26 protein-coding genes and 3 tRNA genes are annotated in these 25328 nt (G+C 47.2%); 14 read left to right on the top strand and 15 right to left on the bottom strand.

Translation table 11 applies throughout. From position 1 onward, the window contains the following. The 3 genes from TWT_RS04715 to tadA all read right to left on the bottom strand — a co-directional run bounded on the left by TWT_RS04715 (nt 1) and on the right by tadA (nt 1717). Entirely contained in the window at nt 1-93 is a 93-nt protein-coding gene (locus TWT_RS04715; RefSeq protein ID WP_080502108.1) for a 30S ribosomal protein bS22, read from the bottom strand. A gap of 119 nt (nt 94-212) precedes the next feature. After that, nucleotides 213-1103: a pyrroline-5-carboxylate reductase family protein gene (locus TWT_RS04210; protein ID WP_011096701.1), complete on the bottom strand. Its 891-nt coding sequence runs from the start codon at nt 1101-1103 to the stop codon at nt 213-215. Between the two features lie 113 nt (nt 1104-1216). Continuing rightward, nucleotides 1217-1717, bottom strand: a complete 501-nt coding sequence (gene tadA, locus TWT_RS04205) for a tRNA adenosine(34) deaminase TadA (protein ID WP_230440504.1) — start codon at nt 1715-1717, stop codon at nt 1217-1219. A 224-nt stretch (nt 1718-1941) separates the two neighbouring features. On the opposite strand from tadA, the gene dnaK reads away from it, so the two are divergent. The 6 genes from dnaK to TWT_RS04175 are packed head-to-tail and all read left to right on the top strand — an operon-like array spanning nt 1942 to nt 8481. Beyond that, complete coding sequence (dnaK, locus tag TWT_RS04200; RefSeq protein WP_011096699.1) at nt 1942-3753, top strand: molecular chaperone DnaK; 1812 nt, start codon at nt 1942-1944, stop codon at nt 3751-3753. 24 nt (nt 3754-3777) lie between these two features. Further along, nucleotides 3778-4347 carry a nucleotide exchange factor GrpE gene (locus TWT_RS04195; protein WP_011102764.1) on the top strand — a complete coding sequence of 190 codons (570 nt, stop codon included), beginning with the start codon at nt 3778-3780 and terminating at the stop codon, nt 4345-4347. After that, nucleotides 4340-5203 (top strand): DnaJ C-terminal domain-containing protein, encoded by an 864-nt coding sequence (locus TWT_RS04190; protein ID WP_011096697.1) that lies wholly within the window; start codon nt 4340-4342, stop codon nt 5201-5203. The genes TWT_RS04195 and TWT_RS04190 overlap by 8 nt, the downstream gene beginning before the upstream one ends. An 8-nt stretch (nt 5204-5211) precedes the next feature. Continuing rightward, the gene (locus TWT_RS04185) at nt 5212-5604 is read left to right on the top strand and encodes a MerR family transcriptional regulator (RefSeq protein ID WP_011096696.1); all 393 of its coding nucleotides are present in this window, start codon (nt 5212-5214) and stop codon (nt 5602-5604) included. Next, nucleotides 5597-7696, top strand: coding sequence for an ATP-dependent Clp protease ATP-binding subunit (locus TWT_RS04180; protein WP_011096695.1), 2100 nt, complete (start codon nt 5597-5599; stop codon nt 7694-7696). The genes TWT_RS04185 and TWT_RS04180 overlap by 8 nt, the downstream gene beginning before the upstream one ends. Beyond that, entirely contained in the window at nt 7687-8481 is a 795-nt protein-coding gene (locus TWT_RS04175; RefSeq protein ID WP_011102761.1) for a hypothetical protein, read from the top strand. The genes TWT_RS04180 and TWT_RS04175 overlap by 10 nt, the downstream gene beginning before the upstream one ends. Here TWT_RS04175 and TWT_RS04170 read toward each other — a convergent pair. Then, nucleotides 8462-9271, bottom strand: a complete 810-nt coding sequence (locus TWT_RS04170) for an exodeoxyribonuclease III (protein WP_011096693.1) — start codon at nt 9269-9271, stop codon at nt 8462-8464. The two genes, TWT_RS04175 and TWT_RS04170, sit on opposite strands and share 20 nt — an antisense overlap. A 20-nt stretch (nt 9272-9291) precedes the next feature. On the opposite strand from TWT_RS04170, the gene pyrE reads away from it, so the two are divergent. Continuing rightward, a complete protein-coding gene (pyrE, locus tag TWT_RS04165) occupies nt 9292-9936 on the top strand; it encodes an orotate phosphoribosyltransferase (protein WP_011102760.1) in 645 nt (214 codons plus the stop codon). Here the strand turns inward: pyrE and TWT_RS04160 are convergent. From TWT_RS04160 to TWT_RS04130, 6 genes are all read right to left on the bottom strand, one after another. Then, nucleotides 9933-10718, bottom strand: a complete 786-nt coding sequence (locus tag TWT_RS04160; protein WP_011096691.1) for an HAD-IIA family hydrolase — start codon at nt 10716-10718, stop codon at nt 9933-9935. The two genes, pyrE and TWT_RS04160, sit on opposite strands and share 4 nt — an antisense overlap. Before the next feature lie 302 nt (nt 10719-11020). Continuing rightward, the gene (locus TWT_RS04540; RefSeq protein ID WP_011102758.1) at nt 11021-11626 is read right to left on the bottom strand and encodes a copper resistance CopC family protein; all 606 of its coding nucleotides are present in this window, start codon (nt 11624-11626) and stop codon (nt 11021-11023) included. Nucleotides 11627-11664: 38 nt separating this feature from the next. Further along, nucleotides 11665-11883, bottom strand: coding sequence for a hypothetical protein (locus TWT_RS04145; RefSeq protein WP_011102757.1), 219 nt, complete (start codon nt 11881-11883; stop codon nt 11665-11667). Between the two features lie 17 nt (nt 11884-11900). Further along, entirely contained in the window at nt 11901-13226 is a 1326-nt protein-coding gene (gene dnaB / locus TWT_RS04140) for a replicative DNA helicase (protein WP_011096689.1), read from the bottom strand. 12 nt (nt 13227-13238) lie between these two features. Then, nucleotides 13239-14438, bottom strand: a complete 1200-nt coding sequence (locus tag TWT_RS04135) for an o-succinylbenzoate synthase (protein ID WP_148224281.1) — start codon at nt 14436-14438, stop codon at nt 13239-13241. Then, nucleotides 14438-15781, bottom strand: coding sequence for a glutamyl-tRNA reductase (locus tag TWT_RS04130; protein ID WP_011096687.1), 1344 nt, complete (start codon nt 15779-15781; stop codon nt 14438-14440). Before TWT_RS04130 ends, TWT_RS04135 begins: the two co-directional genes overlap by 1 nt. Nucleotides 15782-15800: 19 nt before the next feature. On the opposite strand from TWT_RS04130, the gene hemE reads away from it, so the two are divergent. From hemE to hemL, 7 genes are all read left to right on the top strand, one after another. Beyond that, a complete protein-coding gene (gene hemE, locus TWT_RS04125; RefSeq protein ID WP_011096686.1) occupies nt 15801-16958 on the top strand; it encodes a uroporphyrinogen decarboxylase in 1158 nt (385 codons plus the stop codon). A 130-nt stretch (nt 16959-17088) separates the two neighbouring features. Beyond that, on the top strand, nt 17089-17736 hold the full coding sequence (gene hemQ / locus TWT_RS04120; protein WP_011096685.1) for a hydrogen peroxide-dependent heme synthase: 648 nt from the start codon (nt 17089-17091) through the stop codon (nt 17734-17736). Next, nucleotides 17733-18908, top strand: a complete 1176-nt coding sequence (locus TWT_RS04115) for a ferrochelatase (protein WP_011096684.1) — start codon at nt 17733-17735, stop codon at nt 18906-18908. Before hemQ ends, TWT_RS04115 begins: the two co-directional genes overlap by 4 nt. A 10-nt stretch (nt 18909-18918) precedes the next feature. Then, nucleotides 18919-19884, top strand: coding sequence for a hydroxymethylbilane synthase (gene hemC, locus TWT_RS04110; protein WP_011102755.1), 966 nt, complete (start codon nt 18919-18921; stop codon nt 19882-19884). A 62-nt stretch (nt 19885-19946) separates the two neighbouring features. Next, on the top strand, nt 19947-20606 hold the full coding sequence (locus TWT_RS04105; RefSeq protein WP_230440502.1) for a uroporphyrinogen-III synthase: 660 nt from the start codon (nt 19947-19949) through the stop codon (nt 20604-20606). A gap of 10 nt (nt 20607-20616) precedes the next feature. After that, nucleotides 20617-21588 (top strand): porphobilinogen synthase, encoded by a 972-nt coding sequence (gene hemB / locus TWT_RS04100; RefSeq protein WP_011096681.1) that lies wholly within the window; start codon nt 20617-20619, stop codon nt 21586-21588. A gap of 3 nt (nt 21589-21591) precedes the next feature. Beyond that, nucleotides 21592-22992, top strand: coding sequence for a glutamate-1-semialdehyde 2,1-aminomutase (gene hemL / locus TWT_RS04710; protein WP_011096680.1), 1401 nt, complete (start codon nt 21592-21594; stop codon nt 22990-22992). Here the strand turns inward: hemL and TWT_RS04090 are convergent. The 5 genes from TWT_RS04090 to TWT_RS04070 all read right to left on the bottom strand — a co-directional run bounded on the left by TWT_RS04090 (nt 22958) and on the right by TWT_RS04070 (nt 25327). Continuing rightward, a tRNA-Arg gene (locus tag TWT_RS04090) sits at nt 22958-23030 on the bottom strand. The genes hemL and TWT_RS04090 overlap by 35 nt on opposite strands. Before the next feature lie 24 nt (nt 23031-23054). After that, a tRNA-Ser gene (locus tag TWT_RS04085) sits at nt 23055-23143 on the bottom strand. Between the two features lie 23 nt (nt 23144-23166). Then, nucleotides 23167-24330: an LCP family protein gene (locus tag TWT_RS04080; protein ID WP_011096679.1), complete on the bottom strand. Its 1164-nt coding sequence runs from the start codon at nt 24328-24330 to the stop codon at nt 23167-23169. 73 nt (nt 24331-24403) lie between these two features. Continuing rightward, a tRNA-Ser gene (locus TWT_RS04075) sits at nt 24404-24488 on the bottom strand. Nucleotides 24489-24535: 47 nt separating this feature from the next. Then, nucleotides 24536-25327: an HAD family hydrolase gene (locus tag TWT_RS04070; protein WP_011096678.1), complete on the bottom strand. Its 792-nt coding sequence runs from the start codon at nt 25325-25327 to the stop codon at nt 24536-24538. Nucleotide 25328: the final 1 nt, after the last annotated feature.

Genomic DNA, 25328 nt, shown 5'->3' with positions numbered 1-25328 from the left:
CTACTTCCGTCTCTGCCAGCGAGTTTTACGCAAGAGCTTACGATGTTTCTTCTTAGACATCCGCTTGCGACGCTTTTTAACAACCGATCCCATAAAGCCTTTTCGTGTTCCCGAGCTTTGCTATGGTAGCAGACTTTGCGACCCTGTAACTTAATATTCTGCCCGAGAAGTCCCGTCAAGAGGCTTCATAAATTGTCGTACATGCCGGTCAATCATTGGTCAATGATTCCATCAAGCAGCTCGCTGTCTTGCTCAATGCTCGCCAAAAGCACCTTGTATGTCACGCTGCCGAGATCTGTTCTATCTAAGCACTTTACTACAGCACTTCTTGGCCCTCTTGGAATAAGACGTAACAAGCCCTTTGCTGTTGTCTTGTGTTTTAACACAACCTGCGCATATCCGATCCATGCGGTCTCAACCGCGGCTTGTGATATATCCCTTGGCAGGCCAAGTTTCTCTGTCGCTTCTTTTATTTTTGTTAGCATGTACAGCATATACACAGGATAGAATCCGGTGATGGCGGACACAATGGTTAGATGCTCCTCGGATAGCATTGTGCAGCGCCCAAGCAATTCAAATAACGTGTATACGGCCTTTACATCTGAGGGCAGTACATGTTTATTGCACGACAGTCCGGTAAAACCGTGCCTTACCGTAATCGGTAAATTTGTTGCACATCGCACAATCGCAGTCCCGGAGGGCAGCATAGCTGCAAGATTGGAAAGATTTACATCTTTTGCAAGACTGACTATTAGTTTCTTTCTGTCTAATGCAGGACTTATCGAGTTCAGAACATGCTTAATGTGTTCAGGCCTTACTGCAATGATTATAAGATCTGACCGCTGTGTGACCGTTATGTTTGCGTCGGGATCATCCTGAATGTAAAGGACAACCGATTCAGATGTAATAACCGAATTGCGTTCAAATTTGTATTCCCTTTTTGTGCAATAGAATTGCCCTCGGGGAATTTCTTCGTTCATTGCTTTGCGTGCGCGAGCAATTCCTTCGGCAATAGCAGCACCCATAGTGCCCAGACCTATGACCGCTATAGTCCTTCCTATCAGGTCATCGAGGGGTTTGCTCTGCGGCAACGAACGGAGCACTTCTATTTCCTTTCCGTGAGCTGTATCAGATTATGCCTAAGTTCGGTTTTCCATGGATAAACGCCTTAGGGTCATTCTCAACAAGATCAGCCCTCCAAACCTAAGGGAAGCACCTATCTCAAATCTGCAAAAAACTTTGCCAAAACACCTTCACACTCTGAAATAAGAACCCCTGATACAACCTCAATATTTGTGTTTAATATCTCATCTCTCAGAATGTCAATCCTGCTACCGACTGAACCTGTTTTGTTATTGAATGCCCCAAAAACGACTCTACTAATTCGCGACGTAACAATGGCCCCAGCACACATCGTGCATGGCTCCATAGTTACGAATAGCGTTAGCCCGGACAATCTCCAGTCTTTAAGCATTTGGCTCGCTTTTCTTATAGCAATTATCTCCGCGTGATCGGTTGGGTCCTTGCTTTCCTCCCTTTTGTTGAATCCTTCAGCTATTGTTTTGCCGTTCACATCGGCAATCACCGCCCCAACTGGGATTTCGCCCTTTTCACCAGCGGCATGTGCAAGACAGAGGGCCTTGCGCATTATTTTTTCGTCGGGTGTGTCACGAAAAGAGCCTCTATAAAGATCTTTATGTTCCCCTGTTATCTTCACCGTATGTTCCACAGAAAGCTTTACGACCTCATTCTTGAAAAAGAATAGGCTATTGTAAGCTCTAAAAAATATCTACTAAAACTTGACATGTAATGACTCAAGATGTAATAATTGAGTCATATCGACTCATGTTACAGGCAAATTTCAAAATCGCCGGACTTTGCATCTTGTATCACGAGGAGTATACACAGGTTTTGTGAAACAAATTTTTAGCAAGGAGAAACATGTCAAGAGCTGTTGGGATTGATTTGGGAACAACGAATTCTGTTGTGGCTGTTCTCGAAGGCGGTGAGCCAAACGTTATTGCTAACGCTGAAGGCTTGCGTACAACCCCGTCTGTTGTTGCGTTTTCGCGTGATGGCGAAGTTCTTGTTGGGGACACAGCTAAGCGGCAGGCCGTTACAAACGTTGATAACACTATATCGAGCGTCAAACGGCATATTGGCACAGACTGGACAAAACAAATCGGAGATAAGAAATATACTCCCCAAGAGATTTCTGCACGCATACTATCCAAACTGAAGCGAGATGCAGAGCAGTACCTTGGCGAAAAAGTTACCGATGCAGTAATAACTGTGCCTGCCTATTTTAATGACGCAGAACGTCAAGCCACCAAAGAGGCTGGAGAGATCGCTGGACTTAACGTCCTTCGTATAATCAATGAACCAACTGCGGCGGCACTTGCTTATGGTCTTGACAAGGGTAAGGAAGATGAACTTATTCTTGTTTTTGACCTGGGTGGTGGAACATTTGACGTTTCACTCCTAGAGGTTGGTAAAGATGATGATTTTTCGACGATACAGGTTAGAGCGACTTCAGGCGATAATCGCCTCGGAGGTGACGACTGGGATCAGAGGATTATTGACTGGCTTGTAGATGACTTTAGGAAAACCACTGGGGTAGATTTATCCTCAGACAAAATTGCCATGCAGCGCTTAAGGGAAGCTTCTGAACAGGCCAAGAAGGAGCTTTCGAGTGCAACCAGTGCTAATATCCAGTTGCCGTACATATCTCTTACGGAGTCCGGTCCTGTGAATATGGACACGACAATTACCAGAGCTCAGTTTGAGAAAATGACTGAGGATCTTTTGGAGAGAACTAAGAACCCCTTCCGTGATGTTCTAAAAGAAGCCGGGGTCTCGGTAGATAAAATCTCACATGTCGTTCTGGTAGGCGGCTCGACTCGTATGCCTGCTGTATCCGATCTCGTTAAAAGGGAGACGGGTAAGGAGCCGAATAAGGGCGTTAATCCAGATGAAGTGGTTGCTGTTGGTGCCGCGCTCCAGGCTGGGGTTTTGCGCGGGGAGCGGAAAGATGTCCTCTTGATAGATGTAACCCCTTTGAGTCTGGGAATTGAAACCAAGGGTGGGATTATGACAAAACTAATTGAGAGAAACACAGCCATTCCAACTAAGCGAAGTGAAGTATTTACAACTGCGGAAGATAATCAACCCTCAGTCTCAATACAGGTTTTTCAGGGTGAAAGAGAGTTGACTCAGGACAATAAGAATCTGGGCACATTTGAACTAACAGGAATAGCGCCCGCCCCGCGTGGACTTCCACAGATCGAAGTAACTTTTGATATCGATGCCAATGGAATAGTACATGTTTCTGCAAAGGATAAGGGAACAGGAAAAGAGCAGTCTATGACCATAACGGGTGGGTCTGGTCTGAGTCAGGATGAAATCGACCGCATGATCAAGGAAGCCGAGGAGCACGCGGCAGAAGATAAGAATCGCCGCGCAAGGGTTGATCAAAAAAACCAGGCAGAGCAAATGGTTTACACTGCGGAGAAACTAATAGGCGATAATGCAAAGGTCAACGAGGAGGCAAAAAAGGAATTGCAAGCTGACATAGACAGCCTCAAAAGTGCAATACAGGCTGATGATCACGACCTTATCAAGGCTGGAACGGATAAGCTGCTGGCAAGTCAGCAGAAGTTTGCTCAGTCTGTATATGAGACTACGAAAGATGATCCAAAGGAACAGGTAGTTGATGCAGAGGTTGTTGATGAGGATTCGGGATCATCTAAATAGTGAAACTCTTAAACAGGAGCGATTGTGACTAAGTCAAACGAGACTGAGCGCATGGAAGAGTCAGAAGAAACACACAGCTCAGATATTCGCTCGGCTAGTGAAAGTGATCACGCTAGTGGCAGTGATCACACTGAATCAGCTGACGAGATACCCACTGCCGATGCGGAGCAAGGGGAGCTTGAACAGCTTGAAAAGTTGAAAGATGATTTGGCCCGTGAACGCGCGGCATTTCACAATTTCCGCATGGCACGCGCCAAACAAGCTGAGATTGAAAGAGATCGCACTAGAAGTGAGGTCATACGTGTGATCCTACCTGTTTTAGATGATTTTGCGCGCATTGAAAAACATAGCACCCTGGACGATCCATTCAAGGCTGTTGTAACTAAATTACGCTCTGCCATGGAAAAAATTGGTCTGACAGCTTTTGGAAATCCGGGTGATCCGTTCAACCCTGAGCTGCATGAAGCATTATTTCAGAACCCAAGCCCAGACGTTCAAACTGAGACGGTGCAGGATGTTATCGAAGCTGGATATTGCTTGGGTGAAACTGTGATCAGGGCTGCAAAAGTTGTTGTACAGGTTCCGAATGGTTAGTCAAGACTGGCTTGAGAAGGACTTTTATGCGGTTCTTGATGTTGATAGCGGGGTAAGCGGGAGTCAGATTAGCAAAGCATATCGCAAACTTGCCCGTAGATATCATCCAGACTCGAATCCGGGGTCTAAAGAGGCCGAGGCTCGTTTCAAAGAAATAAGTGAAGCGTACACAGTCCTTTCCGATCCGGTACAGCGAGAGGAATATGACCAATTACGGAATCAAAAGGGCGCGTTTACGACCGGTGATTTTGGTGATATATTCAGTAATCTCTTCACGGGCCATAGAAGCCATTTTGCCCCGTCAGGTGGTGATATTGCGGCTTCCGTGAAGGTATCCTTAGAATCGATTGTTCTCGGTGATTATGTGAATATGCAACTTTCTTCTGGTGAGACTTTAAGGGTGAAAATACCGAGTGGAATAGGTAACGGTGAACGCTTTCGTGTTAGGGGAAAAGGGGCGCCATCACCATATGGTGGCCCGAGCGGAGATCTCATTGTAACCGTAAATATAAGACCCCATCCTGTTTTTGAACTTGATGGAAAAGATTTGCGCATGAATCTTCCAATAACGTTTGTTGAAGCATTTAGTGGGGCTGTTATAGAAGTTCCGACTATGCAAAAACAGACGGTAAAGATAAAAATTCAGCCTGGTACGCTCAGTGGTATGACTCTCAGAATAAAGGGCCGTGGTGTTCAATCTGCACAACAGCCAGGAGATCTCCTGGCTGTTGTGCAGATTGTGCCACCGAAAAATACTGATGATGTCAGAAAGATTATTGAGCAGCTTGCTGCAAAGACTGCTGGAGATAATCCAAGACGTGATGTGCTGGAATGCGTTAGAGACTCTGACCCTTAAGGTATGAAATGGGTACTCCTCAATTCTTTACTGTAACAGTAGCGGCAGCCCTATCGGGCATGCACCCACAGACACTTAGAAAACTCGACCGCCTTGGGCTCTTGTCCCCGAAACGTACTCTTGGTGGAGACAGGCGCTATACCGCTCAGGATGTTGAGGGGCTTCGTGCAATTTCCAGTATGGTATCCTCTGGCCTGACCCTGGAGGGAATAAAGCATATAGCACGTCTTGAGAAAGAACTTGCTTCGCTGAAGGCTGAAAATCACCTTCTGAGGCAAAAACTGAAAAATGATCGTCAGGGAAGAATTTTTGCGGCGGGTCAGGAGATAGTAACTTTAGAATACGGCACAAGGATAAAGCGGGGAAAGGCCCTTATTGTGTGGCGGGAGTTTCATGTCTGAATCACAGTCTGAATTAGACAAGTACGGCACGAACCTCACAAAGACTGCGGCAACAAACAAGCTCGATCCGGTGATAGGCCGCGATGCAGAGATCCGGCGGGTGTGTCAGATTCTCTCCAGGCGAACTAAGAATAACCCCGTTCTGATAGGGTCAGCAGGTGTTGGTAAAACTGCTATAGTTGAGGGCCTTGCGCAGCGTATTGTTGCAGGGGATGTTCCTGAGAGTTTGCGGAACAAGGAAATAGTTAGTCTCGATTTATCGGCCCTGCTTGCTGGTGCATCTTACAGGGGAGAGTTCGAGAAACGTGTCAAAAATCTTTTGGAAGAGATACAAAAGTCTAAGGTAATAATCTTCATAGATGAGGTTCACACACTTATGAGTGCCGGCGCAGCAGAAGGTGCAATTGCGGCGGGTAATATGCTAAAACCCCTTTTGGCTCGAGGGGAACTCAGGCTTATTGGCGCGACCACTCTGGATGAATATCGTGAGCATTTGGAAAAAGACCCTGCACTGGAAAGACGATTCCAGCAAGTGTTTGTTGGTGAGCCAAATCTTGAAGACTGCATAGCGATTATGCGGGGCTTGAAAGAGCGTTACGAGGCTCATCATAAAGTGAGTATATCCGACACAGCACTTGTGACTGCCGTTGAGTTGTCGAGTCGATATATAACGGGCAGGCAACTTCCTGATAAGGCAATCGACTTGCTCGACGAGGCAGCCAGTTCATTGCGCATGGAAATTGATTCATCACCGGTTGAGCTTGATCAGCTTCGTAGGGAGGTTGATCGGTTGCGACTCGAGGAGTTGGCATTAAAGAGTGAGAATGACCCTACGAGTGAACAACGTCTAAGATCTATAACTAACCAACTTTCTGGCAAGCAAGAAATGTTGAATACATTACAGGCAAGCTGGAACTCCGAGAGGGCGCGTCTGAATCAGATTGGCGCTTTGAAGGAGCAGATTGATATTGCGAAACAATCTGCAGATATTGCCCAGCGCGAGGGTCGCCTTGAAGATGCATCACGACTTCTTTATGCAACAATTCCACAATTGCAGAAAAATTTGGCGGAGAAGTTGGAAGAACAGGACTCTGCCCCGCTTGTCAGTGACCAGGTAATGCCGGAAGATATTGCGTCTGTTGTTGAGGGATGGACAGGTATTCCTGTAAAAAAGCTTATGCAAAAAGATGCCAAACAGCTGCTGCATCTTGAGGAGGATTTGTCCAAATCTGTTATAGCCCAGAAGGTAGCCATAGGTGTTATTGCGGATGCAGTACGGCGTTCGCGCGCGGGACTGTCGGATCCAAACCGACCTTCCGGAACTTTTTTATTTCTCGGCCCAACGGGGGTTGGAAAAACACAACTGGTTAAAGCTTTAGCATCTTTGTTATACGATGGTGAAATTGTAAGAATTGACATGTCGGAGTATTCAGAAAAATTCTCTATCTCACGTCTTATTGGCGCTCCCCCGGGGTATATCGGTCATGAAAGCGCTGGACAGCTTACTGAGTCTGTTAGGCGGCGGCCATATTCAGTTGTATTGTTTGATGAAGCAGAAAAAGCGCATCCTGAGGTTTTTGATATCCTACTGCAGGTTCTGGATGAAGGACGCCTAACAGACTCTCATGGTCGCACTGTTGACTTTAGAAACACGATTATAGTTTTAACTTCTAATATAGGCTCGCGTTACCTATCAGACATTTCCCTTGAGGCTACTACAGCGCACGAGTATGTTAATGATGAGGTTCGCAGAACCTTTCGTCCAGAATTTTTGAACAGACTCGATGAAATTGTTATTTTTGAGCCATTGTCGCAAAGTGATATTTGTCAAATTGTTGACCTGAATATAGAATCCCTGAATAAGCGGATCAAGGATAGGCGGATTGTTGTGACAGTCAGTGAGGATTTAAGGCGTTGGCTGTCAAAGAGCGGCTATGACGTGATTTACGGCGCGCGGCCATTGAGGAGGCTTATTCAGCGTGAGATAGAAGATAGACTTGCAAAGTTGATTATAGAGGGTCTTATACATGACGGACAGACTGCGTCTTTTGACCTGTCTGGGGGCGCTGTGAATGCCCAGGTGTGCTCCTGAGTAATCTGCGTCGCGTATCAGATGCTTCCGGAAAGGGCCGAAATGCATTGCGTTTGTTCTGCCCTCGCGGGCGTTTTTTCAGAAATACTGCCTGCATTGCACCCAATCTACTTAAGGTTTCACTGATAACTGCTTTTTATTGCATCGAGCAAATTCCGTGTATATTGTTAGCCTTTTTTAGGAGTCTTCCTGACCTTCCGGCTCGGACCACACATTTATTGGTAAATCTTCTAAAAGTTCATGCGACATTTGTTTCTCTTGTAAAAAAGATAGTTGACGCGCCGCCAAGGGCTATTACCCCATCGCTTATCGCGGTTTTACTATCTTTTTCTTTCTGGCTATTATTCGCCTTTTTTGGCCCCCTGGATCCGTATCAAGACAAAGTCGCGTTCTTGACAGGCCTTGTTACACTCCGACTAAATGGATTTGCGTTTATTTTTCTTGCAATTCATATTTTTCTTGAGATTTACTTGTGGCTTGGTCTACGCGTTGCGTATTTTCGGGGATATTTATTGCAGTACAGGTCGCTAAGGGCCCTGGCGCTTAGCGCGACAGGGCTTCTGTGGATTAGTTTAATCCTTTGGATTGCGCTACTTGTCTCCTCTCTTATCACTCCCCCGGTTATCCCCGCGAGGGATGTTGCGATGGCCGTTTTGCTCTTTGCGCTCGGTCTGCGACATTTTGTCATAACGCCTCTCTTTTCCGGAAGGCTTGTCATTAAGAAGCGGGAGAATCCTCCCAAGGCCTGCCTTGAAGCAGATAAAACTAACGCAGCTCGATCATAACGGGCACATGATCGCTTGGAGTTTTACCCTCATCTCCTTTTCGTTGCTCGTGATGTATTTTTGCAAACCTTACGCTGTTCGCAATTGGGTCGGTTCCCAGTATATGGTCTATTCTTAGGCCTTCATTTTTCTGAAAACGCCCCGCTCGATAGTCCCAGAAAGTGAAGCCCTCTGGTTCTGTTGGCCTTACAAGGTCCCTAAGGCCCAAATCAAGCAGGTTGTAGAATGCCTGCCGCTCATGTGGTGTGCGAAATACATCAGTGTCTGTCTGTACGCGAGGGTCGTTGCTATCACTATCAAATAGTACGATGTTAAAATCCCCGGCAATCACCAGATTCGGCTCGGTGTTTATCACCCCTCGAATATGAGTCGCGAACCCTTCAAGCCAGTCGAGCTTGTATAGGTAATGTGGGCTGTGTACATCCCTACCGTTTGGAACGTACACACTGTACAGCCTTACACCCCCAACAGTTGCTGCAATGATGCGTGCTTGTACATCTGATTTATCCTGTTTACCTGTATTCCGGTCATCATATCCGGGAATCCCTTCCACGTCTGTTGTTATGTCTTGTGGCTCTGATTTACTTACTATTGCCACGCCCTCTCGGCCACCAAGGCCGTGGGCAGCACAAAAATACCCGTGCTCCATAAAAACCTCTGCCGGAAAAGCATTGGTCCTGCATTTTATTTCCTGAAGGGCGAGAATGTCAATTTCGTTTTCTGTCAACCAGTGCAAGACTTGACTCAATCGCGTTTTTATTGAGTTTACATTCCAAGTTGCGATTCTCACAATCCCAGTAAAGCAGATAAGTGCAAAGGATTTTAGATTTACGCCGGATTTATGCGTTGACTGTAGATCCGCGTACCCTTCATGGGTCCGTTTGGAAGGTAGACTTTAAAGTGGTGAGACAGGAACTTATACGATACATAAAAGATTTAGCGCTCTTTGAAGGTGAATTTATTCTAAGTAGTGGTCAGAAATCTTCTTATTATATCGATTTGCGCCGGGTCAGCCTTGACTGTCGCGCGGCCCCGATAATTGGCAAAGTTATGTTTGACCTGATATGTGACTTACAGGATGTAGATGCAATTGGCGGGCTGACCATGGGGGCCGATCCCATTGCCTGCGCCATAATGCATTATGCAGCTTCTGTTGGGAGGTCATACAATGCGTTTGTGGTGCGAAAGCAAAAGAAAACTCATGGCCTTGCAAGGCTGATTGAAGGGCCTGACATACGTGGCAAACGCGTTGTAATTGTTGAAGATACCTCAACAACTGGTAATAGTCCGATAACTGCGGCACGGCGCGCTGAGGAGACCGGGGCAACTGTTGCTGCAATCGCGGTAATGGTGGACCGCGAGACCGGGGCAAGACAGGCTATAGAAAAGGCCGGGTACTCCTATTATGCAGCTCTCAGGGTAACAGATATCCTGGACAGAGGCACCGCAGATTAGGCCTGCTCGAGCTGCTCGGCAAGAACATCTACTCCGTCCAGTATCTCATGAGGGCGATACGGATACCGCAGGACGTCTTCGCGGCTGCAAATCCCGCTTAAAACAAGTATTGTATGTAGGCCTGCTTCAATTCCGGCAAGTATGTCCGTGTCCATGTTGTCGCCTATCATGCACGTACTTTCAGAATGTGCCCCAAGTCTGTTCATAGCTGAGCGAAACATCATTGGATTTGGCTTGCCGACAACATACGGATTGCGGTTTGTAGCCTTAGATATTAGGGCAGCAACCGAGCCGGTTCCGAGTTGTATACCCTCGATTCCCGGACTTGTCAGGTCCGGACTGGTCGTAATAAATCTAGAGCCGTCAAGAATAAGTCGTATTGCTTTTGATATATCCTCAAAAGAATACGTGCGCGTTGCTGACAGGACAACATAATCTGGATTATGGTCTGTGAGTATGTATCCAGCCTCATGCATTGCAGTTGTGATTCCCGATTCTCCCAGAACGAAGGCAGAGCCATTAGGTGTCTGCTGACTGAGAAATTCTGCTGTAGCCATCGCGGATGTCCATATTGATTGTTCTGGGACATCAAGTCCACAGCTTTTCAGACGTGCGGAAAGATCGCGCGGTGTAAATATCGAGTTATTTGTGAGCACCAAAAACGGGATATCATTTTTTGCCCAGTACCGCGTCAGTCTATTTGCACCGGACAGTGCCTGCGATCCCCTCACGAGCACACCATCCATATCGGTTAGCCAAGCGCTTATCTGCCTTCTGGTCAATTCCCCCCTTTTATCGCAATCTGATTCTCTTGGGACGGCATTATCTTTGCATACATTCTATAGTTGAGATATCAATACAAACGGACAAATGGCAAATCTGTCAACGGCCATAATACTATCTTTGCCGAATGCGCTATGAGATATATCAAAGCAGTGCTTTGCTGCCGCAAAGCGCCCGCCAGCCAATATCGATACCTGATAAATAGCCACCGCTGCATAGTGATCTGTGCAGAACCTCACGAATCTTGCGATCACTGAGCGCAACACTGTGTAATTGCAACGGGATGCATCGCCGCAGAGAATTAAGAACCCTCAAGACTTTTCTTGCGAGCGATAAGAAAAACAACAATCACAGCAAGCACGACAAGAACAAACACCAGTATTACAGAAAGAATAACGTAGATGCTAAGAGACGATTGTTCATCAGCCTTTTTACCATGCTCAACGGCTGCCCTAGCGCTCTTACCTGCGTCCACCATGCGATCCGACAATTCCTTGTTGCACTTCTGTTCACCCGCAAAACCTGCAGCCTGGAGTGCATTCTTTGGTGGGACGTAGTCAAATTTGTAAGAACCATTGTTGGTGTGACCATCACCCGATTTCACAGACCACCGAACGGTGTATTTGCCACCCGCGCCCATAAAAACAGGCGCAATAACTGTATTACCCTTTACATCAACACATCCGGTACCAAAGTGCTTTCCAGTTGGTCCAACAAGGTCAATTGTCGTTCCCTCGCCAGACACGGGGTTTCCAGAAAAAACCAGTTTAATCTCTGAAATCAGGGCAGTTACGGTCGACTCAGGCTTTGGTGATGAGTCAATAACAGAGATGTGTGCAGACGCAGGAGATGCAAGAATAAACAAAACCGCAACGACCATAAGGCACCTAGCCAGCTTTGCGATCACTTTGAAGTCCCCACCTGAACCGATTGTACACCATGTTGTTATCTACCGCTTTTACGGTCTTTATTCGAATCAAAATTGATACTTATGGTCAGGGTTGAGATAATAACGAGGGTAACTATAAAAGCTACCCCGCCGAAAATTAGAGCATACCGTATTTGCCTTGTTGTTATGCAAGCGGTAAATGCAACAAATAATCCCATTACACCTGCCAGACCTACAAGTTCAAGTGGGCGTATATATTCCCTGGATTTTTTCAAAATTTTCCCAAGTTGATTTATCGCATGTCCTGACGTGGCAGGTCAGCGAAGCGTGAGTATTTGCCGTGAAATGCGACCGGTATATTATCCGTCGGTCCGTTGCGGTGTTTGGCGATTATAAGATCACCTTCACCCGCTCTGGCATTTTTGTCGTAGTATTCATCGCGGTGGAGCAGTATAACGAGATCCGCATCCTGTTCGATTGAGCCTGATTCTCGCAAATCAGCCATGGCAGGGCGTTTGTCGGCTCTCTGTTCGGAGCTTCTGTTGAGCTGCGACAGGGCTAATACCGGCAACTGCAGCTCCTTTGCCAAAAGTTTTAGTGATCTGGAAAACTCACTGACTTCCTGTTGTCGCGTCTCTACTCTCTGGCTACCAGAGAGTAGCTGTAGATAGTCGATAATTACGAACCCCAACCCCTGCTGTTTCAATCGTCTACACTTTGCACGTATTTCAACGAGATTTACATTTGGAGAGTCATCTATAAAAAATGGTACATCCGCCAATTTACCTTGTAGACTGCCTATTGCCCCCCAATCACCGGGGGACAACTTGCCATGTCTTATGTTTTGCAGGGGTATACCAGTTTCTGCGCTCAGAAGTCTCATCGCAATATCTTGCCTGCCCATTTCAAGGCTGAAAAACACAGTCGGAACACGCTGTTTTATAGCAGCAGACCGTGCAAAATCAAGTGCAAGGGTTGATTTTCCCATGGACGGCCTTGCGGCAATGATTACCATTTGCCCCGGGTGCAACCCGTTTGTTAGCGAATCAAAGCGTGTGAACCCTGTTTCGATACCGCGCAGAACATCTTCATTCGTATGTGATTCATCGAGACCCTCACAGGTTTCTTTTACAACAGCATCAAGCCGTATCAAATCATCATCACTTTCATCAGTTGTTACTGAGAAAATATCGCTCTGCGCTTTATTGACAATTTCTTCCACATCATGCACGCCATCCATTGCCATGTGGAATATGTTCACCCCTGTTTGTGCCAGATTACGGAGAATCGCTTTTTCCATAACGATATTCACGTAGAAGTACACATTGGCCGGCGTGGGAACCATTTCTGCAAGGCCGTTCAGATACTCAAAGCCCTTAGTGTGCTCCAGCCGGTGATTTTTCCTAAGAGATTCGCTCACACTCACCATATCGGTTGGCTCAGATGCGGCATATAGATCAAGCATGACCTTATATATTTCTTTGTGAACCTCATAGTAAAAATGGTTTGGCTTTATGCGATCAAATACCTCTGCCGCTGCGTCTTTACTGAGTAAGACACTGCCAAGCAGTGCCCGCTCGGCATTTATGTCACATGGTGGTTGTTTTGTATCAGACATACAAAGCTTCTCTCAGTCGGAAAGATCCTGAAAAAGGGCTCTATGGGCTGCCCTAATTCGTCGATGCCACCATACCACGTGCCTTTTATCGGCCGCGTACCTGTTAAGGAGTTTTTTGTTTACCTCAATCTTTCTTGGGGTTATGTACCCTTTGTTTGGCAAAAGTGGGTCATCTGTTATGTCAGCATCCAACAGACCTGCGGTTGCAAGTCCTACTGGCAGGGTAATATTTGGCAAATTGAGAGCAAGAGCTAGGCCCATTTCTATACCGAGCGAAGTTTCCAAGGATGATGATACGGTATATCCAACATTCACCTTGATATTGTTTTTTATACTCTCGAGTAAATCCGCCACCGCGCGCATTCCACCCATGGGTTGTAACTTCAAAACCAGCATGTCACACGCTGATAGGGTTTCGCGAAGCTCTGTTGTGTATGTTATACCCGAGTTGTTGCTCCATTTACGATTTTTCTGCCAATGCAATAGCAGATCTCTAAGGCTTTCATCGATCGCAATTTTAGTTACATATCCACGGGTATCCATCTTCTGCTTAAGTGTAATAAGCTCCCGTGTAGTTCTGCACGGTTGTTCGATGTAGGACACATTTTCAAGAAGGTCATTATCTTCTAGTACATCCAGATTGTTGAGCGTTTCTGAAACATTCCATTTGCAATTTGCGTCCAGCCTGAGCATTGTATCCGCTCCCATAAAATCTAGGACCGCACGTATTCTGTGAATATCTCGATCTTGAAAATGCTTTCCGACCTTTATTTTTACGCATTTGCACCCCTGCAGATCTTTGCCGAGAATCTCTGACATCTTACTCGCAGGAATATCTGGAAGGATTGCGTTAACGGGGATCTCTCGGTGGTTTTTGGTCTGTGTGTAAAACCGTTTGTTGTCAGAATGGTCCTTATTACTCGTTTGAGGATTTGCTATGTACCCGTATTTTGATCTACTCGCAAAATTAGTGTTGTCCAAATCTAGATTTGGCACAGAAAGCACATTGGTGTTACCCCAGCCATATTCAATTGCAGACGCAAGCCACATCCTTGTATCATTGCACCCCATGAACGGGGAGTACTCGGCCCAAGAATTGGGTCCTTCAAACAGAACAGCTTGACGTTCGCTAAGCCCCATGAAAGGGTACTTCATGGGCAGAGTAACAATATGGGCAGATTCTAAGAGGGTGTCGATTGACGGATAATCCATCAATCGAAAGATTTCCCGCAGGATGATTGATATTGTGTGCCTTCCGTACAATCTGTCTTTACATCAAACAGTATTTCCATAGACTCGGCAAATTTGTGTGACTCCCCATTTGCAGCAAGCTGCTTACAGCGCGTCAGGGGTATATGAATCAGCGAATTTACAAAATGCTTGAGGGCATGTTGGGCGTGTTTACAATTATCAGTTCTGCGTAAAGATGTTTGGGTAAGACTCTCGAGGTAATTACGAAAAGATACGATCACCGGGGTGGCCTCGTGCTGCTTGCAGTCGTTTACAAACTGACTTGAGCTCTCGATTGCAAGCTCGTGGGCCATTTTTTCCGCGGCCAAATTGTCGAATGGAGCGTGAACTCTTAGCATATCAAGATCAATTAGATCAGCGGTCGGAAGGTCTGAAATGGCAGGATCGAAATTCCGTGGTAATCCAAGATCTATCAAGACATGTCGTGAGCGGTTTGACGCTTCAATTGCCGTAAGGTCTGTTGAGGGGCGTCCGACAGGCCTTACGCGTGACGTTCGTGAACCGCTTGCCTGTGCCGTTTCGATATCTTGCTTTGTTATGACGGGTTTATCAACCGAGGAACAGCCCACAACAAGGTCACAGCCAGAAAGGGCAGTTTGGAGGTTGAATATATTTCTAACACCCTCCGTATTGCAGATATTATTTACATGCCCAGACGGGGAATAAACGCTTATATCAACAACGCCACGCTCTTTTAGCAGGGCAAGCGCCTTTGATGCATATTTACCAGTTCCAACAATTATTGCCCTCACCCCAGACCAGTCGCCTATCCTACTGCTTGCGAGGTCCAGAGAAAGACTTACAAGCGACTGCCCAACCTCATTTATCTTTGTCGATTGTCTTATATGTCTGTTAACAGCAGACGCTCTCTGAAATAACCGCTCGAGCTCGGGCGAAGTTGTCCTGCATTTTTGTGCGTAGGTCAAAGCCCTCTTTACCTGACCTGCTATCTCTGTCTCACCAATTATCATTGATTCAAGACCGGTCGCTACAGAAAACAAATGCCTGGAGACCTCACAACCCGCCAGAAAAGATGTTTGCTCGATTATAGTTGACGGCGATATATTGCAGAGCTCACCTATGCGGTTTTGCACAAGGAGGCCTGTTTTGCACACATCATCCTGGTCACCTTTCTGTATCGCATCAATATAAACCTCGAACCTGTTACAGGTCGACAAAATTGCGGCTCCATCGATATCCTCTGCTTCTACAAGCTCTGAAGCAAAGTCGGGACTAACGCGTGCAAGCTGCTCGAGCACAGTAAAGCTAGTCTTCTTGTGATTGGCGCTGACACATAAAAGCACTTAAGTTATTATAGGTCTGGTGACTGGTGCTTCAGGAGTTGAGGGCACACGCATTCCCTTACACAGCTTGTCTTGCAGGCCGAGTGCCGGTCGGTCTGCAGGTTCGTTTGTTAACACAGGCATTATGGAGGCATTCAGGGGCACACGCCCGGGGTGTTTGCCTGTTTGGTTCATGCGTCAAGCCGGGCGCTCTCTGCCAGAGTATAGGGCTGTAAGAGGCACAAATACTCTGCTCGAGGCGTGCTTAAATCCGGATCTCGCGTGTGAAATTACTTTGCAGCCAGTCCGGCGCTATTCTGTTGATGCGGCGATACTATTCAGCGATATCGTTGTCCCCCTGAAATTGGCGGGTGTCGGAGTTGACATATTACCCGGAACTGGACCGGTTCTGAATAACCCAATCGATACTCCAGACAGGGTTAACACATTGCTGGCAAAAACCGCAGATTCAATTGACTTTGGGATTATCGCGGAAATAACCAGACATACCGTATCTGTGCTAAATGGGATCCCACTAATTGGATTTGCTGGGGCACCCTACACACTCGCGTGTTATATGGTTGAGGGCGGGCCATCTAAAACCCATATGAAGGCGCGTGCAATGATGCACGGTGACAAGAAAACTTGGCAAAAGGTTATGATGCTTGCCGCCCGTCTTTCCGGGCAATTTTTGGCTGCGCAAATTACATCTGGCGCACAAGCGGTGCAGATTTTTGACTCATGGGCAGGTTCACTTTCGCGGAAGGATTACGTAGATAACGTTGCACCGTTCTCAAAAATGACAATCGATCTCGCGTGTGGAATCGATGGTAATTCTGACTTGTCCAAAACGGGCAAGTCACTCTGGCCCAGAGTGCCAGTACTTCATTTTGCAGCAAATGCGGGTCATCTTTTAACCGCTATACGTGATATTGGGGTTAGCGTGATGAGTGTTGACTACACAAAGCCGCTCGATGAGGCTAGCGAACTGCTCGATGATTCCATGCCCTTACAAGGTAATATCGATCCGGCAATGCTGTTCGCCCCGTGGGAAGTTTTGAAGCGACACGTCCTGGATATCGTGCAGCGTGCATCTCGCGCACCGTCACACGTTCTAAATCTCGGCCACGGGGTGCCCCCTGATGCATCGTGTGATCAGCTTGCCAGGATTGTTGATCTGGCGCACAGTATGGTCTAAACAACAGAGTCGAGTAGATACTCTATTTCTTTCGGATGCTAAAACAATCTGCGTTAGATACCTGTAGTTGCGAGCCTGAGAGTGCGTATCGGACGAGATATTCGTTCTTGACAGGTGTTAGAATCGAGGTGTGCTCGGAGCTCATTATGCCCTGTTTGTTGTCTACAAAAATTGTGAATCAGGGGTCAATGCGGGATCCGTTGCGGGCCCCCTAGGGGATTATTTCTCTTCTTCTGCCGTTGTTTTACGCGGTGTTTATGACCCGTCTGCCATGTCTGCGGATGCGAACCTTATGCTATGGCTTCACTCGGAGTCAGCGGTGGATCTTCAAAAGGCTTTTAGATATCTCGGAAAAGTTTTTTGTAATATGCGTGTTCTATGGTCTGCGATGGGTGTTCATCGCGACGCGGAGTTTAACAAGTCGCATGTTCCAGCCTTTATATCCGGAGAGCCACCGAAGGACTGGCTGACAATTTATCCATTTGTACGCACCCCGGAATGGTACCTTATTCCAGATGAAGAGAGAAAGGATATGCTTGCCGAGCATGGTGATAGAGCGCGTGCTTTTATGAGTGTTAAGCCAAATACATTAGCAGCTTTTTCTCTTGGTAACTATGAGTGGCTCTTGCCGATGGAGTCCGATAGCTTGATCGATTTGGTTGATCTCATGCGTGCCCTGCGCTATACCCGGGCGCGGCGGTATGTTTTACTGGAAACCCCTTTTTACACGGGGCGGCGTATAGGTATAGCTGATGTCCAGGAAGTTTTATCTACGTGATACGCCGTAGCGCAGTGTCACGTGTCGTTGCTGAGGGTTCGGCTATTGCCTCGGATTCTGGGTTCGCACTCGGTGCTTCGCAATACGATGCGGTTGTTCTTCTAAGTTTTGGCGGCCCAGAAGGTCCAGAAGATGTTGTCCCTTTCCTGAAAAAGGTGACAAGCGGTAGAGGTGTGCCAGATGAGCGCCTCTACGAGGTCGCAGAGCATTACAATCATTTTTCTGGCATAAGTCCAATAAATGATTGTAATAGGCGACTGAGGGGTGCATTAGAAAAAGAGCTCTTTAGCAGGGGGATTAGAATTCCTGTGCTGTGGGCCAACCGTAATTGGCAACCGCAACTGGAAGAAGTGCTGCGAGAAGCTTATGACAGGGGCTTTCGGGCTTTTTTGACACTTTTCACAAGTGCCTATAGTTGTTACTCGAGCTGTCGACAGTACAGAGAAGATATTGCCCATGCGGTAGAACGTGCTGGGCTTTCCGGAAGGATTATTGTGGACAAGCTACGGCAGTTCTTTGATCACCCGGGGTTTGTTTTACCATTTATCGAAGGGATTCAAGATTGCCTGGAACAGGTTAAAGAGAGAGGATTCAAGGTCTCGCGTACGGCAATTCTTTTTAGCACTCATTCGATCCCCGAATTGGATGCTGCATTTTCGGGTCCTGAAGATGCGCATTTCGGAAAGTATGGTGCATATGTTTCGCAGCACAAGGCTGTTGTTGAGGTTATTATGTCAAGACTGCGTGTAACTGACCCGGACTTGCAAAATTATCAGTTGGTCTATCAGTCGCGCAGTGGGGATCCAAGCACTCCTTGGCTTGAGCCTGATATCAATGATGCAATCAGGGTTTTGAGGGGTTGCGAAGCTGTTCTTATTGTTCCTCTTGGTTTTATCAGTGATCATATGGAAGTATTGTGGGATCTTGATAATGAGTCCATGCAGACCGCCCGGGAATGTGGGTTATTTGCTATTAGAACCCCCACTCCGGGGACTCACCCCCTGTATATTTCGGGTATGGTTGATCTCATTGTAGAAAGACTTGAAGGAGTGCCGAGGAGCGCTCGCCCGGCCATGACGGACCTTGGGCCTTGGTTCGATGTCTGCCAACCGGGGTGCTGCAAAAACAGTCGCTCCGGGTTCAAGCCAGCGTACGGCGGTGTAGCGCCCTAGATCTGCTTTTATGTATCCGTTACGCATTGGCACGCGTTCGAGCCTTCTTGCGACCGCACAGACGGCACAGGTACAAAAAACTATGCGCGATGTATTTTTGCTTGATACGCAACAGGTTCTGATACAGACTGGGTCGGTGCGCCGTCGTGATGGGTCTTTTGTTGCCGCCCTGCGGACTGCTCTTTTAGAAGGTGAGTGTGACCTGGCGGTTCATTCTCTAAAAGATATTCCGATTGCACCGCATGAAGGGACGCTTATAACAGCTGTTTTGCCGCGTGAAGACCCCTGTGATGTGCTGTGCGCCAGGAAAGACCTAACGCTAACAACTCTTCCGTCTGGGGCAAAAGTAGGCACAGCATCAGCACGTCGTCGTGCTCAGATTCTGAATTTTCGTCCCGATTTGGATGTTGTAAGTCTTCGAGGAAATATAGATAAGCGCCTTATACATCTTGATACTTTGGATGCCATTGTTTTATCTGCTGCGGGTCTCAAACGGATTGACCGGGAGGATGCAATTACAGAATCATTCGACATACACGATTGGCCGACAGCTGCTGGTCAGGGCAGCCTCGCTATCGAAGTATGCAGAGCGCAGTTGGACGACCCGCAAAACCGCGTCGCGGTGACCTACCGGCTTGATAACCCAATGGCACGTGTCACAACTACGGCCGAGCGAGGTGTTCTGTCTCTTTTACAGGCTGACTGCTTTTCACCTATTGCCGTTCACGCAGTTTATACGGCAAATGATAAATCCTTAGGATTACATGCAAAGGTTTTTTCTCGCGACGGGAAAATTTTCTGTGAAAGTATCCGTTTTGCAAGGCTTGTAAAGCAATTGACCGATACAAATCAAAATCACACAAAAAATTCTGGCAGTGATGATATTGGTAATGCTTTAGAAGTTGCAATGACTCTTGCAAAGACCGTTGTTGACGAACTTTTGTCAAAAAATGCACGAGAAATCTTGAAACAATGAGACACTCTTGCCACCATGTATGGATTACCCGAGGCGGGCAATGGGCGCGCGAAATTGCCGGTATGCTCAAAGTCCGGGGGGTAACGAGTGTTGTACATCCCGTGATTGATTGTGTGCCAGTAATGGGCTATGAAAATGAACTCCAGAAAATTCCATTTTTTGACTGGCTTATTGTGACAAGTTCGACTACTGCAGGATTGCTCAATACCCCTATTCCTCAGTCCGTCAAGGTGGCTGCAGTTGGGAGGGAAACTGCCGAGTCTCTGATCCGTGCTGGGCACAGAGTTTCTTTGTGCCCCGAAAATGATTTTAGTTCAGATGGGCTTGCAAGCGCCATACAGGCCCATCTGAATTTTCCGCGCAGAACGTGTGACAGTGTCATTTCGCAGCGTATTCTGATTCTGACATCGGATCTTTCTGAAGGTTTCCTAAAAAGTGCACTCGAGCGTATGGGACATAAAGTAACAGTTCTGGTTATATATAAAACAGTTATCTTGGATATTCCGCCAATGCCGCAGTTAGACAACATCACTGCAGCGTTTGTGACAAGTGGAAGTATCGCGCAGGGCATAGCCAAAACAGGCCTGTTTTTTGATTTGCCACTTGTGTGTATAGGTCACAAGACAGCCGAAATTTGTCAACGCAGCGGGCTGCGAGTTGCTTCAATTGCAAGGACTAAGAATAAAGAGGGTCTTGTACAGGCGCTTTTTGAACTGAGTTAGATTGGGTTTAATGTTTCAAAAAATACGCACTCGGCGTCTTCGTCTTTCGGAAGCAATGCGTAGATTGGCTTCTGAACATGTTTTGGTCCCCCATAAACTGGTTCTGCCCATCTTTGTCGGTGAAGGCCTTCAGCCACGACCGATTCCGTCAATGCCCGGGGTTGTGCAACACAGCATTGACAGCTTCAAGCGTGAGCTTCAAAAAGCCGCTTGTGCAAAGCTTGGGGGGGTTATGCTGTTTGGCATTCCTGATTCTAGATCCGAAGGGGCTGAGGATGCATTCAGGCCGGACGGTATTCTGAATAAGGCTTGCAGTATTGCAGTCCGTGAGGTTGGAGACTCACTTCTCATACAAACTGATTTGTGCCTTGATGAGTTCACACAGCATGGACATTGCGGCGTTGTCAGCAAAGATGGATCTATTGATAATGATGCAACATTAGAAATGTACGCTGAGATGGCACTTGCGCAGGCGGCTGCGGGTTCACAAATGCTCGGGTTATCTGGATGTATGGATGGGCAAACGGGGTTTGTTCGCGAAGTGCTTGATAGTAACGGAAATCACGATGTTTCTCTCGTTGCCTACTCTGCTAAGTATGCATCGGCTCTGTATGGTCCATTTAGGCATGCAACAAACTCACCCTTTTCTGGGAGTCGTAAAACATACCAATTGAATCCTGCCAATTTACGAGAGGCCATTAGAAAAATAGAAGTTGACATTTCTGAGGGCGCAGATGCATTGATCGTGAAACCTGCAGGGTACTATTTGGATGTCTTACGTTGCGCTTCGGAAATAAGTCGTATTCCTGTTATGGCGTATCAGGTGTCTGGTGAATATGCAATGATAAAGTCTGCAGCAGCTTGGACTGATACAAAGCAGCTTGTTATAGAAAGTCTCTTGTCTATACACCGCGCGGGTGCCGATGCAATTCTTACGTACTGGGCGCTGGATGCTGCGTCATGGCTGTCAGAGACTTTCTAAGTTATGCGAACGAATTTTGAATGGTTTGAAGAGGCCAAGCGCTTCATTCCTGGGGGGGTGAATTCACCTGTTAGGGCATATGCTGCCGTCGGCGGGACGCCACGTTTTTTAGCCAAGGCCCAGGGTGCATATGTAACGGATATTGAAGGTAGAGAATATGTTGATCTTGTGTCTTCATGGGGTCCGCTTATTCTGGGTCATGCGCACCCCAAGGTGATTGATGCTGTTATAAATACCGCCCATAGGGGCATGTCTTACGGAGCGCCAACCACACTTGAAGTAGAGTTAGCAGAGCTTGTGTGCAATCGCATTTGCAATGCGCAAGGTATCAAGCCGGTTGAACGACTGCGTCTTGTATCAACTGGCACTGAAAGTTGCATGACCGCTATACGACTTGCAAGATGTTTCACAGGTCGTGATCTGATCGTTAAGTTTTCCGGACATTATCACGGACATGCTGACCCATTTTTGATAGATGCTGGAAGTGGTCTTGTGGGTCACCCGTCATCCGGCGGTGTTCCCGAATCTGTTGCAAAAAATACTTTAGTTGTTCCGTACAATGACTTGGCTGTTCTTGAATATTTATTTGAAGCTTATCCCAACCAGATTGCATGCATCATAACAGAAGCTTGCCCTGCCAATATGGGAGTTATTCCGCCCGATCCGGGTTTTAATGCACGTGTTGCTGACCTTGGGCATTCGCACGGTGCTCTTATTATTTTTGATGAAGTCATAACCGGTTTTAGAGTTGGATCTGGTGGGTTTTGGGCCCTTGAAACTTCACTTGCTTCGCAACAGCCCACCCAAGCCGTTTCAGAAGGGTCTGTTAGCGATTCCGCCTACAGTGCATATGTTCCAGACCTTTTTACCTTTGCAAAGGTCCTCGGCGGTGGGCTTCCGATTGGAGCTATTGGTGGCCGAGCTGAAATTATGGATTTACTATCCCCATCAGGTCCCGTGTATCAGGCAGGTACATTGTCTGGTAACCCGCTTGCAACCGCTGCAGGTCTTGCGACTCTACGCCTGGCAGACTCGAATATCTACGAACACATGAATCGGGTAGCACGCGCACTAATAAACGAGATTCAATCTGCTTTTCATGACGCAGGTGTACCATGCACAGTACAGAGCGCGGGTAATTTGTTCGGCATTTCTTTTAGTGCAATCGCGCCACGGGATTTTACTCAGGCAACAAGTCAAGAACACTGGCGATATAGTAACTTTTTTCACTCCATGCTCAACTCGGGTGTTTTATTGCCTCCAAGTGTTTATGAAGCGTGGTTTGTATCTGCCGCATTCGATGACCGTGCTATTGAAAGGGTCGTAAACGCGCTGCCCGATGCCGTCAGGGCTGCAGGCAGCGCCCCCGCGCGCCCGAAGGGATTCGAACCCCCAACCTTCTGATCCGTAGTCAGATGCTCTATCCGTTGAGCTACGGGCGCATAAGATAAGCACAAACAACTCAGCGGAGACGGTGGGATTTGAACCCACGGTACCCTTTCGGGCACTCCACCTTAGCAGGGTGGCGCACTAGACCTGGCTATGCGACGTCTCCAAAGTCTGAATAATGCTAACACACTATTCCCCGTAGGGAACGACGCAGCTTTCATCCTCACCAGTCTGGCCAATACTTTGTATTTCTACCCCGATTGGAGAGGTTGTTGCAGGGATAGATTCAGTCTGCTTGGTGGGTGACGACGGTGTTTCAGAAATTGCAGATGGAGTGGTTATCTCAACACCCAAGCGATTATTCTTACCTCCAAGGAGTGTTATCGGCCTGTCTTCCAAAAGTGCCTCATTGAGAGCCTTTGCTTGTTGCAAAACCGGGTAGACCACATTACCCACGACCCTAGTTGGATAACGAAGGAATACAAAATTACCTGGCTTGACTTTCAGTGTTGCAAGCAACATACCGCCCAGCTTTTCAAGGCTGTTTAGCGAGGTGGATAATGTCGTATTGGAGAGAATTGTGCGGAATATTGAATACGCTTTCAATGGTTCTGCTACGAAATTTATCTTGCGTATCTTGCGAAGCATAGAAGACAAAAACCCCTGTTGACTGCGTATACGTGAAAGATCGCTACCATCACCAATAGAGTGACGTGACCGCAAAAACGCTAATGCTGTTTGGCCTGAGATATTGTGCAGCCCTGCAGGGAGATCAAGCCCTGTATATTTATCTTTAATCGGACCTTTTAGACAAACAGGCACACCGCCAATTGTCTCGGTTATGCCAATAACACTATTGAATTGCAAGAGCGCCGCGTATTCTATATTCAACCCTGTAAGCAGTTCCGCAGTTTTGACCGTACAGCCAAGTCCCCCACGAAACAATGAGCTGTTAAAACGTACCTTCTTCTGCGCTGCTAGCGACGTCCCGTTGGCGCCCGTACATTGCGGGATATCGACTATCGTATCGCGGGGGATACTCACAGCTTCTGCATGCGTCCGATCGGCGCTGACATGCACAAGAATTGTGACATCGGCGAGATTCTCCCCTCCACGCTTGTACCTGGGATCCCCACCGCCCGAGTCACTCCCGACTATGAGGACATTAAAGGCACCTTTATAGTCCTCCGGAAGCTTCCGGCCTCCAAGATCAACGGCCTCATTACGCTTTATCGCGCGACTGAGATCGACATAAACATACGCTGCGATACCTACTGAAACCAAAAGCAGAAAACAGAAAAAAACTATAAAAACCCGAAAAAGCTTTCCGGGAAGGCTGGGCTTTTTTGACACTGGAGATATTATAGTCCAAGTCTTTCTGTCTCTTAATGGAGAGTAATGGGTAGCTTACCAGGGCAGGAAAAAGCGGAGGGCGTGGGATTTGAACCCACGGAGCATCTCTGCTCACCGGTTTTCAAGACCGGCTCCTTAGGCCGCTCGGACAGCCCTCCATACAAGGCAAGAGTAGCATGCACACCTCTACGGTTTTGTAAACCTTCTAAAGCTTGGCTAGCTCCTTAGCCAGCCCACCATCGTACACAGTTCCAATTACTTTAAGTGCTGCCTGTTTAACCCTTGCAGGGGCCTGACCCATTGCAAAACTCCGCCCACCAATACTTTTTGTCCATTCAAGCATTTCAATATCGTTAAAGCCATCGCCCGCTGACACGACCATGTCACCGCTAACACACAGGCTTTGCTGAACAAAAGATAGCCCGGTTGATTTGTTAACCCCGGGTGGCATTATGTCCCAATATCCCCATGCATTGTTGAAATTTATACACCTGCTTTCAAAGCGTTTGGCAATTTCTGAGGCGTCTATACTGGCTTCGTACACGACAACCCTTGCTGGGGGTGTATGCACAATTTCGCTAACGCTGGAAAGAATTCTCTTGTCATGCAGATAGTCGAGCGGAAAATTTGATGTGTGCATGTATACGCCATCACATCTCTCAACTGCTAGTTCAACTCCGGGAAGGGTGTTTATTATGTACTCTAAAGTGCGCGAGGCATCGAAACTTATAACCCTGTGTCTCACATACTCGTTATTCTCCATCTTGAGGGTAACGGCACCATTGCAACAGATGATAAATTGCGGCATTGCACCCTGGGTAAGGCCAAGGCTTTCCAAGACAGGCAGTGTGTCTCCGGTAGATCGCCCACTCGCAAAAACGAGATAATGTTCTCTTACGAGCCGAGCCAACTGAGCCACGATACCCTCACTCGGAGTGTGTCCGTCGTGGTTCAGAACAGTTCCATCAATATCAAGAGCTATAAGAAGCTTATTCATA

This window comes from Tropheryma whipplei str. Twist (genome assembly GCF_000007485.1).
In the GTDB taxonomy this organism is placed as follows: Bacteria; Actinomycetota; Actinomycetes; order Actinomycetales; family Microbacteriaceae; genus Tropheryma; species Tropheryma whipplei.
Note: the sequence above shows the minus strand (reverse complement) of the source record. Positions and strands in the feature narration are given on the sequence as shown.